14 protein-coding genes are annotated in these 14,366 nt (G+C 63.4%); 6 read left to right on the top strand and 8 right to left on the bottom strand.

Features of this window, described 5'->3' with window-relative positions; translation table 11 throughout:
* Window positions 1-60: 60 nt before the first annotated feature.
* The 3 genes from SynA15127_RS12775 (at window position 61) to SynA15127_RS12765 (ending at window position 1,702) form a co-directional block, all read left to right on the top strand.
* Complete coding sequence (locus SynA15127_RS12775; protein WP_186484408.1) at window positions 61-606, top strand: SprT family zinc-dependent metalloprotease; 546 nt, start codon at window positions 61-63, stop codon at window positions 604-606.
* A 106-nt stretch (window positions 607-712) separates the two neighbouring features.
* Complete coding sequence (locus SynA15127_RS12770; RefSeq protein WP_186484407.1) at window positions 713-1,132, top strand: hypothetical protein; 420 nt, start codon at window positions 713-715, stop codon at window positions 1,130-1,132.
* A gap of 48 nt (window positions 1,133-1,180) precedes the next feature.
* On the top strand, window positions 1,181-1,702 hold the full coding sequence (locus SynA15127_RS12765; RefSeq protein WP_043693597.1) for a DUF1269 domain-containing protein: 522 nt from the start codon (window positions 1,181-1,183) through the stop codon (window positions 1,700-1,702).
* Here SynA15127_RS12765 and SynA15127_RS12760 read toward each other — a convergent pair.
* The 8 genes from SynA15127_RS12760 to SynA15127_RS12725 form a co-directional block, all read right to left on the bottom strand.
* Window positions 1,672-2,124 (bottom strand): hypothetical protein, encoded by a 453-nt coding sequence (locus tag SynA15127_RS12760; protein ID WP_186484406.1) that lies wholly within the window; start codon window positions 2,122-2,124, stop codon window positions 1,672-1,674. The two genes, SynA15127_RS12765 and SynA15127_RS12760, sit on opposite strands and share 31 nt — an antisense overlap.
* Window positions 2,125-2,214: 90 nt before the next feature.
* The gene (locus SynA15127_RS12755) at window positions 2,215-2,793 is read right to left on the bottom strand and encodes a chorismate lyase (RefSeq protein ID WP_255475670.1); all 579 of its coding nucleotides are present in this window, start codon (window positions 2,791-2,793) and stop codon (window positions 2,215-2,217) included.
* A gap of 17 nt (window positions 2,794-2,810) precedes the next feature.
* Window positions 2,811-3,494, bottom strand: coding sequence for a hypothetical protein (locus tag SynA15127_RS12750; protein WP_255475508.1), 684 nt, complete (start codon window positions 3,492-3,494; stop codon window positions 2,811-2,813).
* A 24-nt stretch (window positions 3,495-3,518) separates the two neighbouring features.
* Window positions 3,519-5,450, bottom strand: a complete 1,932-nt coding sequence (mnmG, locus tag SynA15127_RS12745) for a tRNA uridine-5-carboxymethylaminomethyl(34) synthesis enzyme MnmG (protein ID WP_186484405.1) — start codon at window positions 5,448-5,450, stop codon at window positions 3,519-3,521.
* Window positions 5,451-5,467: 17 nt separating this feature from the next.
* Window positions 5,468-6,451 (bottom strand): helix-turn-helix transcriptional regulator, encoded by a 984-nt coding sequence (locus SynA15127_RS12740; RefSeq protein ID WP_186484404.1) that lies wholly within the window; start codon window positions 6,449-6,451, stop codon window positions 5,468-5,470.
* Between the two features lie 86 nt (window positions 6,452-6,537).
* A complete protein-coding gene (dnaB, locus tag SynA15127_RS12735) occupies window positions 6,538-7,953 on the bottom strand; it encodes a replicative DNA helicase (RefSeq protein ID WP_043693578.1) in 1,416 nt (471 codons plus the stop codon).
* A gap of 61 nt (window positions 7,954-8,014) precedes the next feature.
* Window positions 8,015-8,473: a 50S ribosomal protein L9 gene (gene rplI, locus SynA15127_RS12730; RefSeq protein WP_186485741.1), complete on the bottom strand. Its 459-nt coding sequence runs from the start codon at window positions 8,471-8,473 to the stop codon at window positions 8,015-8,017.
* Window positions 8,474-8,540: 67 nt separating this feature from the next.
* A complete protein-coding gene (locus SynA15127_RS12725) occupies window positions 8,541-9,398 on the bottom strand; it encodes an acyl-CoA desaturase (RefSeq protein ID WP_370594051.1) in 858 nt (285 codons plus the stop codon).
* Window positions 9,399-9,647: 249 nt separating this feature from the next.
* On the opposite strand from SynA15127_RS12725, the gene SynA15127_RS12720 reads away from it, so the two are divergent.
* Genes SynA15127_RS12720 through gcvP form a run of 3 tightly spaced genes read left to right on the top strand, consistent with a single transcriptional unit; the run spans window position 9,648 to window position 14,259 of the window.
* Window positions 9,648-10,919: a methionine gamma-lyase family protein gene (locus tag SynA15127_RS12720; protein WP_186485740.1), complete on the top strand. Its 1,272-nt coding sequence runs from the start codon at window positions 9,648-9,650 to the stop codon at window positions 10,917-10,919.
* An 11-nt stretch (window positions 10,920-10,930) separates the two neighbouring features.
* On the top strand, window positions 10,931-11,320 hold the full coding sequence (gene gcvH, locus SynA15127_RS12715; protein ID WP_186484402.1) for a glycine cleavage system protein GcvH: 390 nt from the start codon (window positions 10,931-10,933) through the stop codon (window positions 11,318-11,320).
* Window positions 11,321-11,376: 56 nt separating this feature from the next.
* Window positions 11,377-14,259: an aminomethyl-transferring glycine dehydrogenase gene (gene gcvP / locus SynA15127_RS12710; protein ID WP_186484401.1), complete on the top strand. Its 2,883-nt coding sequence runs from the start codon at window positions 11,377-11,379 to the stop codon at window positions 14,257-14,259.
* The last annotated feature ends 107 nt before the right edge of the window (window positions 14,260-14,366 follow it).

Raw genomic sequence — 14,366 nt, 5'->3', positions numbered from 1 at the left:
AAGCAGCGACGAGTCTGACTGACCAAGGCAGGATGACGCTCAACCGCAGCCTGTTCTCCGTTGCCGTTGCTGCCGTTGTTGCCGCTGTTTCACCGGCTCAACCGTGAACATTTCGAAGGTTCCCTGGTGAGTAGGAGCGCCGATCTCCCTCTGGTGGCCCTGCGCTGGAGCGATGGCCGCATGAGCCGCACGGCTGGCTGCTACCGGCGCGGCCCAGGCGTCGCAGGGGATCGCGGCTGTGAAATCGTTCTGTCCCGACCGGTGCTGGAGCCACTGCCCCGGGCTGCCACGGAAAGCACGCTCTGTCACGAGATGATCCACGCCTGGGTGGATCTGGTGCAGAAGGTGCGTGAAAGCCATGGGCCGCGATTCCGGGAGCGGATGGCGGCCATCAATGCCTCTCAAGACAGCTTCAAGGTGCAGGTGCGTCATTGCTATCCCGTTCCGGCTCGTGCACCGCGTTGGTGGGCCGTCTGTCCGATCTGTGGGCAGCGCTCTCCCTACAGGCGGCGACTGCGCAATGCAGCCTGCCGCCGCTGTTGCGATCGGTTGCATGGGGGGCGATGGGATGCCAGTTGCCTGCTGCGGTTCGAGCCCGCCGACTGAGATGGAGACCTTTCTGATGACCCTGCAGCTCGGCGGGATGACGATCGCGTTGATCGGCCTGCGACGGGAACGCTGGCTTCGGCGCCGGCGTCGGTAACGTCGAAGCATGGAGCAACGCATGGAACGCCGGTTGGACACCTGGCTGGAAACCGGTCGCCAGCTGGTGGATGGGGTGTCAGGTCGGCGTCCCGGTCAGCGGCGGACGTCTCTGGATCTGGATTCGATGGGGCGCTGGGTCGGCGAGAAGGTCGATTGGCTGTTGGACGACGATGACGACTGGCGTGAGCCATGGCAGGAACAGACGTCACCGGAGGCATCCAGACGAGGCGGCAAGCGGCCGCTCCAGGCGGTGTCCCGCCGCCGGCCACCGGCTGCCGACGACAGCTGGCCGGAGGATGAGAGTTTCCGTTTGCAGCGCTGGCAGAGAACCGCCGGGCTTGATGGGCAGTTCGATGAGCAGCCTGTCCGGCAATCGATGCGTTCGCCACGTCGCGTGCTGCCACGCTCAAGTCGGCGCCGAGACTGACAGCAACGGGTCCTCTGGATACGTTTCAACCAGAGTTATTGCTTCCAAATGAGTGACCTGATCGTGGTTGGCTTTCCGAAAGCCGAGGAAGCTGAGCAGGTGCGTCTCGAGTTGGCCAGCATTCAGCAGGAGCATCTGATCTCCCTTGAAGATGCAGTGGTGCTGGAGCATGGCGAGGACGGTCACGTCCATCTCCGCCAGGCCATCAACATGGCGGCTGCCGGTGCTGTCAGTGGCAGCTTCTGGGGCATGCTCGTCGGACTGCTGTTCCTCAGCCCGCTGCTGGGTGCAGCTGTCGGCGCCGGTGCTGGAGCTGCCTCAGGAGCACTCACCGACATCGGCATCAATGATCAGTTCCTGCGGGAGCTGGCCGAAACCCTGCCCAAGGGCAGCGCTGCTCTGGCTCTGCTGGTGCGGGACGGCACGCCTGATCGCGTGATCGAGCGCCTGCGCAGCCATGCCCCCAACGCCCGCCTGGTGAAAACCAACCTCAGTCATACCGATGAGGACAAGCTGCGTGATCTGCTGAAAGCAGCTGCTCAGCAGGCTGAAGCACTGCGTCTTTCCTGACGCGCACGCCCTGACACCCGGTAGGTGCAGCCCCTGGCAGCGAGCTGGTCGTTGACTTCCTCGACCAGCTCCCTGGGCATGTCCTCGGCCATCTGATCGGCCGTGGCGTTGATGGACGGGGATCCCAGATCAAGAGCTTCCAGCAGTCGGGTCCACTGATCCACAAGCAGACTGCGGCTCATGGGTTCGTAGCCCTGGGCTTCCAGATGCGTCCCGCAGACCGTTCGGTTCCAGAGCACGGAGCGTCCCTGGCCGTGAGGACCGGCATTCATCGCGGCACCGGCTTCCAGGGCGGTAGGGGTCGGACGGCCGCGGCGATCACGCCAGCCCTGCTGTTCCAGGCTGCGCCCGCAGTGAATGGCCGAAATGCCGTAGATCCGACCGAGGTCGGTGAGGCTGAGCCAGAGAGGAGTAACAGCCATGACACGGAGAACCTGTGTGTTCACATGTTCCTCGGAGCACATGTATTGGCAAGTTGTCAAGAGCAAATCCCAACAAATTCGGGCATTAGTTCATGAATTCCTTTGAAGCTCCTGGCGCAATGTTGGGCCCAGCCAGGTTTCCAGCTGTGGGCTAAACACCTCCCGGATCACAGTCAGGGCCTTGCCTCCGCGGAAGAATCGGTAGTGGCGACTCCAGAACGGCCCGCGCAGTCCGAAGGTCAGCTCAAGCCAGTCGGCATTGACCAGGGCGAGGCCATCCACTTCTCGGAACAGTTCGGAACGGCCTTCCGTGAGACTCCGCCAGATGGGCTGGTTGCGATCGCGCAGGTGCAGATCCGCTTCCGTCTGGTTCCACCAGCTCTCTGCCCAGGCCAGAGGGAGACCGTCGCAATGAAGCCAGACCTGACGCCGCAGCAGCGGGGGGGTCAGCTCTTTCACTTCGGGGGGTGCATCGGGATGATCGAGTGGCTCCGGCGTCATGCCGATCAGATCAACGGCGACAGGCTGACCGGTGAGCAGCCTGAGATGACGGGTCGGGCTGCCGTCACCCAGCAGCATCAAGCGCCACGGTCCTGGCAGCTGACGCGGGCCCTCCCCGGTCAGCACGGCCGCGGTGGGGGCCTGCCAGAGATGCTGCGGAGAGGGCAGAAGTGAGCCAGCAGATGTCAGTGGATCCCTCCTACCGCCAGGCTGCGGCGATGGCCGTCGCGGCTGATCACGGCCCCGCTTTCGCTGACGGACTCCAGCACCCAGCCGCTCGACCCGATGGCGGTTCCAATCCCGCTGGAGAGGGAGTTGCTGCCCAGCAGAAAAATCGCCGAGCTGTTGTTGCCGGGTCCCTGCACCACACCGGTGAGCTGAGGCAGCTCGTCCTGAACCACTGGCGCGCCGACTGGGGGTTGGGGTTGGAGTGTCCGGAGAGGCAGAGTCAGCGGTTCCAGCGCGACGGTGGGTGCTGGCGAGAGCCTGGGTGCCGGCGTTGTCACGGCTGGAGGTTCCGGTTTCGGCTCTGCAGTGCTGATCGGTGGTTGCGGACGCAATCGCTCGATGAGCAGCAGCTGGCGTTCCTGCTCGAGGCGTGCACTGGTGGTCTGCCAGTTGCCGGTCAGCCAGGCCATGCAGACAATTGATGCTGCCGTGACGGTGGTCAGCAGTGGAATCTGCCAGCTGTCAGCCCCGCGTGGCGGGTTGTCCGCAGGGGGCAGAGGCTGTGGTTGGTGTACAGCAACATCAACCGGCACCAGATGATTTGCATCCCTGCGAAGTGCCGGGTCGGCGAACACCTTGTCCATCACCTGCTCGGCGCGCAGGTTCCAGTAAGCACGCGACGTGGGAAGGCGTGATGCCAAGGCTGATGGCCGATGGTCCCAACGCTATCGAGCCTGACCGGCAGCGGCGAGGTCCTTCTGCTGCCGTTGACGCAGCTCCAGCCACATCAGCAGGGCTGTGATGTCCGCCTGGCTGACACCGGGAATGCGGCTGGCCTGCCCCAGGGTGGCGGGCTGAATGGCTGTGAGTTTTTCGCGTGCCTCGCGCGACAGGGTGCCGATGCTGTCGTACTCCAAATCGGAGGGCAGCTTGCGTTGGCTCTGGCGTTTGACCTGATCGATCTGCTGCTGTTGCCGCTGTAAATATCCGCTGTATTTGATGTCAATCTCAGCGCCCTCGCGCACGGGGAGAGGCAGGTCTGCATCGGCCAGGCCATGGCGCACTAGATCGGCGGCGTGCATGCCAGGTCGGCGCAGCAGGTCGGCCAGGGTGATCGAGCCCTTGATTGCCGCACCGGTCTGCTGCTCAACCGCCGTTGCTGAGGGATCGCTCGCTTTCAGCCGCATCGTTTCCAGCCGACGCTTCTCGGCCTCCATCGCCTGAAGTTTGTCTTCGAAGATCCGCCAGCGGCGGTCGTCGATCAGGCCGAGTTCGCGGCCGAGAGGAGTGAGGCGACGGTCGGCGTTGTCGCCTCGCAGGATCAGCCGGTATTCGCTGCGGCTGGTGAGCACTCTGTAGGGCTCGCGAAGGTCCTTGCTCACCAGGTCGTCGATCATCGTGCCGATGTAGCTGCCCTCACGGGGGAAGTGCACCGGCTCCTGGCCTCCGATGAGCCGAGCGGCATTGATGCCGGCCACCAGGCCCTGAGCAGCGGCCTCCTCGTAGCCGGTGGTGCCGTTGAGCTGTCCGGCGCTGAACAGGCCCTGGACCCGTTTGGTTTCCAGGGAGGGTTTGAGCTGCGTGGCGGGCAGGTAGTCGTAATCCACCGCATAGGCGGGTCGCAGCATCAGGCATTGCTCCAGGCCGGGCAGGGTGCGCAGCAGCTGCAGTTGGATCGATTCCGGCAGACCTGTGGAGAAGCCCTGCACGTAGATCTCCGGGGTGTCACGTCCTTCCGGCTCCAGGAAGATCTGGTGGCTGTCCTTATCGGCGAAACGAACGATCTTGTCTTCGATCGAAGGGCAGTAGCGGGGCCCTTTGCTGTCGATCACACCCCCGTAGATGGCGGTCTGCTCGAGGTTCTCGCGGATGAGTTGATGGGTGGCGGCGGTGGTGCGGGTGATGTGGCAGCTCATCTGCTCACCGCTCGTCCAGGCTGCCGGATCAAAGGAGAAGAAGCGATCGGCCGCATCGCTGGGCTGTTCCTCCAGCTGATCGAGGGCGATGCTGCGCCGGTCCACCCGCGCGGGGGTGCCCGTCTTGAGTCGGTCTGTGTGGAAGCCGAGTTGCTGGAGGGCTTCCGTGAGGCCTTCGGCGGCCTGCTCGCCGGCGCGGCCTGCTGCCATCGATTGATGCCCCACCCAGATGCGGCCGCCCAGAAAGGTGCCGGCGGTGAGGATCACGGCTGTGGCGCTGTAGGTGCTGCCGAAATAGGTGCGGATACCGGTGATGCGTTGCTGATCGCTGTCGCCACTCATCTCAAGGCCAGTGACCATCGCTTCGCGCAGGGCCAGGTTGGGGGTGTGCTGCAGCAGCTGCAGCATCTGGCGGGAGTAGAGGCGTTTGTCGGTCTGGGCGCGCAGGGCCCATACGGCGGGTCCGCGGCTGGCGTTGAGGATGCGTTTCTGGATCGCTGTGGCATCGGCCAGGCGACCGATCACGCCACCGAGGGCATCGACTTCGTGGACCAGTTGGCTCTTGGCCGGTCCGCCCACGGCGGGGTTGCACGGTTGCCAGGCGATTCGGTCGAGATTGAGGGTGAACAGGGCCGTGTTCAGTCCCAGCCGTGCAGCGGTGATCGCGGCCTCGCAGCCGGCGTGACCACCTCCCACGACGATCACGTCGAAGACTTCGCTCGGGGTCGTGGTGAAGCTCATGGATTCATTATCCGCAGCTACGGAAGCGGATCTGATCCGCCGGGGGCCTTGCTTCGCTGCAGCGTCTCCTGAGGCAGCTCCCCGTACTGCTTTCTGTAGCGGCGAGCGAAGTGGCTGCGACTGGTGAATCCCAGATGAGCCGCGATCGCTCCAACTCCTTGCAGGTGGATGCCATCACAGCGGTTGGGGTCCAGCAGCAGCTGCCGCACCAGATCGAGGCGGATCGATCGCTGAAGATTCTGGGGGGTTTGACCGAAATGCTCCTGACAGCCCTTGAACAGGGAGGTGCGCGACTGATACAGGACCGCACTGAGCTCATCCATGGTGAGGTTCTGGTCGGAATGACACGAAAACCAGTGCAGCAGCTCGATGGCCGCTTCATGGCGAGCTTCTCTTTGACCGAACGTCATGGAATCCACCTCGACATCCTCGAAAGCGCCTAGCAGGCATCCGATCAGCTCGTCCACCTCTCTCGGATCGGTGGCCTGATCGTGTTGCTCAATCAGGTGTCTCAACCGGGCTCGCAGTTCCGAGCGCAGAGGTTCATGCAGTTCCAGCTGATTGGTGTCTCTCCAGCGATCCAAGGTCAGCTGTCCTGCCCCGTGCTGGCTGTGTCGCTCCAGCAGGTGATCTCGGGAGATGGTCACCGTGGCCAGGCTGGTGCCTGCCGGCAAACGCAGATCGAAATCGTGCAGCTGGTCGTTGTAACCCATCATTCCGGGCCAGGGCATGCAGACCCCCTGGGCCCGGATGGGATCAGTCGCTGGTGGGTCACTCAGCGGAATGGCGATCGTGCAGGGCCTTGGGCGTCGGGTGCCGCTGAGGAACAGCGTCTGGTTGATCTCCAACTGGTTGAGACGGAAGAAACCGCAACTGATGATCCGCAGACGTCCCTCCAGAGGGCCTTCGCTGAGTTGGAGTGCGCTCAGGTTTGGAGAGACAGGCTGAGACAGGCTTTGGAGATCGGCGCAGCTCTGAAAACGGGCGTCCAAAACCTTCACCGCTAGGGGCCCACCAGAACGCTCCGCAATTCTCAGCTGGTGGCTTCCCTTCCGGAGGACTCAACAACCGGAAGGTCACCGGATTCTCACGCCGCCAGGTTGCGGAAGCGGGTGAACTGGGGCTCGAACAGCAGCTTCACCGTGCCCACCGGTCCGTTCCGGTGCTTGGTCACGATCACTTCGGTGATGCCTCGATCCGGGGTTTCCGGGTTGTAGTACTCGTCGCGGTAGATCATCAGCACCAGATCGGCATCCTGTTCGATTGAGCCCGATTCCCGCAGGTCGCTCAGCATCGGCCGTTTGTTGGTGCGCGATTCCACGCCACGGCTCAGCTGGGAGAGGGCGATCACCGGCACGTTCAGTTCCCGGGCCATACCTTTCAGGGCGCGGGTGATCCGTGAGATTTCCTGCACCCTGTTGTCTGGGCTGGAGCCTTCCATCAGCTGCAGGTAGTCGATCACCACCAACCCCAGCTCTTTGCCTTGTTCCGCCATCAGCCTCCGGCAGAGGGAACGCATTTCCAGCACGCCGGAGTTGGGTTTGTCATCGATGTAGATCGGCAGCTGGCCGAGGCTGTTGATGCCCTGCCCCAACAGTGGCCATTCCTCCTGCTGCAGCCGGCCTGTACGCAACCGGCCAGCTTCAATGCCCACCTCCATCGACAGCAGCCTGTAGGTGAGCTGCTCCTTGCTCATCTCCAGAGAGAACACGCAGACCGGTAGGTCGTGCAGCTGGGCCACGTTCTTGGCCAGGTTGAGCACGATCGAGGTTTTACCCATGGCTGGACGACCGGCCACGATGATCAGATCACTCCTCTGGAGACCCTGGGTCATGGCATCCAGGTCGTAGAAGTTCACCGGGATCCCGGCTACCGAGGTGCCCAGAGAGCGACTTTCAATCTCTTCAAACGTCTGGGTGAGGATTTCGGCGGTGGGAGTGAGTCCCTTCGAGGGCTTTTCCTGGCTGATGGCAAAGATCGTCTGCTCCGCCTGATCCAGCACCTGATCCATGGGCAGGCTCTGATCGAAGCCCAGCTTGATGACCTCGTTGCCGGAGCGGATCAGCTGACGGCGGAGAAATTTGTCCATCACCAGTCGCGCCACCTGCTCGATCGAGGCCGTGGAGCTCACCCGCTCCACCAGTTCGATCAGACGGCCGTTGCCACCCACCTTCTCCAGGGAACCGGTGTCCGCCAGCCAGGCGGTCATCGCCGTCAGGTCTGTGGGTTTGCCCTGACCGTGCAGCATCAGGGCGGTTCGAAAGATTTCGCGGTGGGCATTCAAATAGAACGCCTCCGGTTGCAGAACATCGGCGACACGACCGATGGCGTCAGGGTCCAGCAGGATGCCTCCCAGAACCGCTTCCTCCGCCTCGAGGTTCTGGGGCGGAACGGAATCGGGCAGGGCCTCGAAGCTGGGCTCTTGATCCCGACGCCCACGGGCGAAACCGCGGCGTCCCCCTTCGGCTGACTCGCCTTGATCACCAAGGGGAACACTCACCATGGCGGCCGGTCGACGCAATCAGGTCTCACACTCTGGCCCGGCTGCGCCGTTTGGCCAGGGGTCAATAGCTGACCACCTCGAGATTGATCTCAGCTGTGACCTCGGTGTGCAGCTTCACGGTCACGGTGTATTTGCCCGTGCGATGAATCTCCGGAACCACGATGTCGCGGCGATCGATCTCCTTCTTGGTGGCGTCTTCGATGGCTTCGGCCACGTCACCGTTGGTCACGGTTCCGAACAGGACGTTGTCTTCACCGGTCTGCTTCTTGACCGTAAAGCGGCCGATGGTGTTTAAGGCGGTTTGGAAGTCAAGGGCCTGCTGCTTGAGAGCGGCCTGGCGCTCGGCTTCCTTGGCACGGCGATGCTCTACCTGCTTCATCACCGCGGGAGTGAGAGGAACGGCCTTGCCGAAAGGCAAGAGGAAGTTCCGTGCGTAACCGGGAGCGACTTCCACCAGATCCCCGTCCTTTCCGAGACTGAGGACGTCCTCGTTCAGGACGACTTGAACACGCTTGGGCATGGGACCGGGACTGACGACGGTTTCGGTGCGATCGATCACGTTACGACGTGGCCGATCGGGATTGGATTCAGGAGGCGCTACCCACATATCGGGCGGTGCGAACCCGGCTGGCGAGGCCGAAGCGTTTCAGCAACCGGATGTGCTGCCAGGTGAGGTCGAATTCAAACCAGCGCAGACCATGCCGGGCGCTGGCGGGATGGGCATGGTGGTTGTTGTGCCAGCCCTCGCCGAACGAGAGCAATGCCACCCACCAGCAGTTCCTGGAAAGATCCGGACAGTCGAAATTCCTGTACCCGAAGGCATGGGTGGCGGAATTCACCAGCCAGGTGACGTGATACACCACCACGAGGCGCAGTGGAATCGCCCAGAGAACCAGTCCAAGTCCACCACCGTGGATCTGAGCCGCTTCGCCGATCCAGTAAAGGCTGAGTCCGAGAGGAATCTGAAGCAGCAGGAACCAGCGGTCCAACCAGCGATAGAAGGGATCGCACTGGAGATCACCTGCGTATCGGTCCAGCTCTTTCAGAGCGGGAATCTCGTGCAGCATCCACTCGCTGTGGCTCCACCAGAGTCCGCGACCGGCATCGTGATGATCGGAGACCTGATCGGAGAAACGGTGGTGGTGGCGATGCAGTCCCACCCATTCGATGGGACCGCTCTGGCAGGCCAGGGTTCCCATGAGCACCAGCATGCGTTCAACCCACACCGGGACGACGAGGCTGCGGTGGGCGACTAGGCGATGCAGTCCGAGCGTGACCCCCAGCACGGTCATCCAATACAGAACCCCAAAGGCCACAAAGCCCTGCCAGCTCCAGAACCGTGGCAGCAGGGCGACCGTTGCAAGGACATGCATCACCAGCATGAAGCTGGTGGTTCCCCACTTGATGCGTCGCTGCCTCGCCGGCAATGGACCGCGGGGGGCCATCACCGCCGCCCGCTGCCGAAGCTCGCGGGTGTCAGCTGTTTGGGTGGATACCAACAGGAAACTCCAGGGTTTGGCAGAACCGCTCGTGCGCAAACACGGTGAGTGGTTTTTGCCTGTATTGACGGAAATCTAAAGGAATTGACGCTGCAACCAGTGGTGAAACCCCTACGGGAGAGACGCAGCATGGAGGCACGCAGCAGGCCTGGAGCCGGGAGTGACACGGTGAAGACTGGTGAAGTGACAGCCTCGATGCGGGCGCGGGCCCGTTCTCTTGTCGCGGATGTGGCCCTGTCGCAAGCATCGTCAGCGGCACTACGCACGGCAGCGGTTGAATCGCGACTTCAGCGGGTGTTGGCCGCGATGGCCGAGGAGCGTGTCGGCACGCAGCATTTCGCCTCTCTGACCGGATATGGACACGGGGACCAGGGACGCGATGTGGTGGATCGGGTCTTTGCGCGCGTGCTCGGCGCTGAGGCTGCGGCCGTGCGGCTTCAGTTCGTCAGCGGTACCCATGCGATCGCTGCGGCACTGTTCGGTGTGCTTCGCCCCGGGGATCGTCTGCTGTCGATCACAGGCCGGCCCTACGACACCCTGGAGGAGGTGATCGGTCTGCGGGAGCAGGGGCAGGGATCCCTGGCTGAATTCGGTGTCCGCTACGACGAACTGGAGCTGACACAGGACGGTGGGATCAACACAGCTGCACTGGATCAGGCGCTGGAGGTCCCGACCCGGATGGTGCTGATTCAGCGCAGCTGCGGCTACAGCTGGCGCCCGTCGATTTCCGTTGCGGAGATCGGACGCTGCTGCGAACGCATCCACGCGTCTCAGCCCGATTGCATCTGCTTCGTTGACAACTGCTATGGCGAATTGGTGGAAGAACAGGAACCACCGCATGTCGGAGCGGATCTGATCGCCGGTTCCCTGATCAAGAATCTCGGTGGCACCATCGCTCCGGCCGGGGGCTACGTGGCCGGTCGGTCTGATCTGGTGGAGCAGGCCTGCTGCCGTCTCACGGCTCCGGGAATCGGCCGGGAGGGTGGAACCGGATTTGATCTCCAGCGTCTTGTGCTTCAGGGATTGTTCCTGGCGCCGCAGATGGTCGCGGAGGCCCTGATCGGAGCGGATCTGGTGGCGGGGGTGTTTCAACGGCTCGGGTGTGCCGTTCAGCCTGCGCCGGGAGCGTTCCGCAGTGATCTGATCCAGGCGGTTCGCCTCGGTTCACCGGAGGCACTCAAGGTGGTGTGCCGTGCATTTCAGAGCATGTCTCCGGTCGGTTCCTACCTGGATCCTGTGCCCGCTTCGATGCCTGGTTACGCCAGCGATCTGGTGATGGCGGGCGGAACCTTCATCGATGGTTCGACCAGCGAGTTCTCCGCGGATGCTCCGTTGCGGGAACCGTTCAATCTCTTCGTGCAGGGCGGAACCCACCGGGCCCATCTCAGCCTCGCGCTACAGGAGGCACTGGCGGCTCTTGATGCTGCGGAGCTGCGCGATCTCCCGCAGACTGGTGCGAGCTGCTGATCCGCCAGACGATGGCGTTTGCGTTTCCCGAATCCTTCCGCTTCGCCGAAAGCCACGAATACGCGAATGCCGACGGCGAGCTGGTGCGAGTCGGCATCAGCGCTTTCGCAGTGGATCAGCTGGGGGACATCGTCTTCGTTGATCTTCCTGATGTCGGCGCCAGTCTCAGCAAAGGCGACAGCTTCGGTTCGGTGGAATCCGTCAAGGCCGTGGAGGACATGTACGCCCCGATCGACGGCGAGGTGGTGCAACGCAACGAGGCTGTGCTCGCGAGTCCCGAGGAACTTCAGAACGATCCACACGGGGAAGGCTGGCTGCTGGTGATACGGCCCGGCAACGCATCCCAAATGGAGTCCCTGCTTGATGCGGCGGCCTACAGCGCCAAGGTGAACGCCAGCTGACATCGGCCGCCGGTCTCCCTTCTTTACGATCGGCGGGATTTTCGCTGCCGCTCACCTTGGTCTCCCCCTTCCTCGAGCGGCATCTCGGCCCGGGCAACGCCGAGCAGCGGTCCATGCTGAAGACCCTCGGCTACAGCGACATGGCGGCCTTCATCGCCGATGTCGTGCCACCGGACATCCTCGATGAGCACCCTCCTTCGGAGGCCATGCCGGAGGGCTGCAGCGAATCGGAGGCCCTTGAAGATCTGCGCCGCATCGTTGCCGACAACACGGTTCGCCGCTCCCTGATCGGCCTGGGTTACCACGGCACAGCAACGCCGGCACTGATCCAGCGTCACGTCTTTGAAAATCCCGCCTGGTACACCGCTTACACGCCCTATCAGGCTGAGATTGCTCAGGGTCGCCTGGAAGCGCTTCTCAACTTCCAGACCCTGATCAGCGAGCTGACCGGTCTGTCGATCGCCAATGCGTCTCTTCTGGACGAGGCCACGGCAGCTGCTGAGGCGATGGGACTGAGTTATGCCGTCTGTCGCCGTGCTGAGGCCCGTCGCTTCCTGGTGGATGCCGCCGTCCTGCCACAGACCTGGGCCGTGCTGCAGACCCGCGCCGAGCCTTTGAACATCGAGCTGGAGCGGTTGGATCCCGGCGATTTCGTGCTCGATGCCACGGTATTCGGCGTTCTGCTGCAGCTGCCCGGCAAGGAGGGCCAGGTTTGGGACCCCACTGCTCTGATCGAGCGGGCTCATGAGGCCGGGGCTCTGGTGACCGTGGCCATCGATCCCCTGGCTCAGACCCTGATCGCGCCGGTGGCCTCCTTCGGTGCTGACATTGCCGTCGGCAGCGCCCAGCGCTTCGGCGTGCCGATGGGTTTCGGCGGACCTCACGCCGCTTTCTTCGCCACCAGGGATGCCTACAAGCGCCAGATTCCCGGCCGACTGGTGGGCCAGTCGAGGGATGCCCAAGGCCAGCCCGCTCTGCGCCTGGCTCTTCAGACCCGTGAGCAGCACATCCGACGCGACAAGGCCACCAGCAACATCTGCACGGCGCAGGTGCTGCTGGCGGTGATGGCCTCCTTCTATGCGGTTCACCATGGGCCGGACGGATTGACCGCCATCGCACAGCGGATCGTGCGCCTGCGACGTCGACTGGAGGCTGCTCTGGTGGCACTGGGTTACCCGGTTGCTCCTGGAGAGCGGTTCGACACCGTGGTGATCCGTTGCAGCGATGCCCCTGCCGTGCACCGGGCCGCAGCCGAGGCGGAGATCAACCTGCGGGTGGTGCCTGAGGGGGCTGCGCCTGATCAGGCGGAAGGCTTTGGCATCACCTTGGATGAACTCAGCAACGAGTCGGAACTGAAGCGGCTGGTGCTGCTCTTGGCTGCTGCTGCTCAGCGACAGACGCCTCCGATCACTGAAGTTGTCTCCGGTTCCCTCGACGGCGTGCCCGGTCGCGAGGAGCCCTGGCTGACGCAAGCGGTGTTCCATTGCCATCGCAGTGAAACCGAGTTGCTGCGGTACATCCAGCGCCTGGTGAGCCGCGATCTTTCCCTCGTGCACGGCATGATCCCGTTGGGCAGCTGCACGATGAAGCTCAATGCCGCCGCCGAGCTGCTGCCGGTGAGCTGGCCTGCCTTCGCGTCGCTGCATCCCTTCGCCCCTGAGGATCAGGCCCGTGGCTACCGCCACATGGCGGATGATCTGGAGCGCTGGCTTGCTGCTCTCACAGGCTTCTCAGCGGTCTCCCTTCAGCCCAACGCCGGCTCGCAGGGGGAGTACGCCGGCTTGCTGGTGATCCGGGCCTGGCATCACTCGCGGGGGGACAGCCATCGGGACATCTGTCTGATCCCCACCAGTGCCCATGGCACCAACCCCGCCAGCGCCGTGATGGCGGGCCTGAAGGTGGTGCCTGTGGCCTGCGATGACGAGGGGAACGTCGATCTGGATGATCTGGCGGCCCGGGCTGAGGAGTTCAGCGACCGTCTCGCCGCTCTGATGGTGACCTACCCCTCCACGCACGGTGTCTTCGAGCCAGGGATCCGTCAGATCTGTTCGGTGGTGCATCGCCACGGCGGGCAGGTCTACCTCGATGGAGCCAATCTCAATGCCCAGGTCGGTCTCTGTCGGCCGGGAGCTTTCGGGGCTGACGTCTGCCACCTCAATCTGCACAAGACCTTCTGCATTCCCCATGGCGGTGGTGGTCCGGGTGTCGGCCCCATCGGAGTTGCGGAGCATCTGGCCCCGTTCCTGCCCGGTCACCCTCTCCAGTCAGACCAGCCCACCGCGATCGGGCCGGTGTCAGCCGCCCCTCTCGGAAGCGCCAGCATCCTGCCGATCAGTTGGATGTACCTGCGCATGATGGGGGCGGAGGCTCTGCGCCAGGCCAGTGCGGTCGCTCTGCTGTCAGCGAACTATCTCGCTCATCGGCTGGACCCCCACTACCCGGTGTTGTTCCGGGGGACCACCGGCTGCGTCGCTCACGAATGCATTCTCGACCTGCGACCGCTCAAGCGGGATGCGGGTGTTGATGTCGATGACATCGCCAAGCGCTTGATGGACTACGGCTTTCATGCGCCGACGGTGAGCTGGCCGGTGGCGGGCACCGTGATGGTGGAACCCACCGAGAGCGAGAGTCTTGCCGAACTGGACCGCTTCGCTGACGCGTTGATCGCGATCCGTGAGGAGGTGCGTGACATCGAATCCGGTCGGATGGATCCGGTGAACAATCCCCTGAAGCGGGCTCCCCACACCATGGCCGTGGTCACAGCTGATGTCTGGGATCGTCCCTACAGCCGCTCCACCGCCGCTTTCCCTTTGGCTGATCAGCCGATGAACAAGCTGTGGCCTGCGGTCGGACGCATCGACAACGCCTTCGGTGATCGGAATCTCATCTGCACCTGCCCGTCGGTGGAGGACCTGGCTGTGCAACCCGCTGCAGCCTGAAACGCCGGATTATCTGGTGTTGCCTCGCTCAGGCGTGTAAATTTTCACTGAAAACCGAAAACTTGATTTGGTTCGATTAGGACCACCATCAACCAGCTGCAAACTAT

The sequence above is a fragment of the Synechococcus sp. A15-127 genome (assembly GCF_014280215.1).
Classification (GTDB): domain Bacteria; phylum Cyanobacteriota; class Cyanobacteriia; order PCC-6307; family Cyanobiaceae; genus Parasynechococcus.
This window is presented reverse-complemented; position numbering and strand designations above follow the sequence as displayed.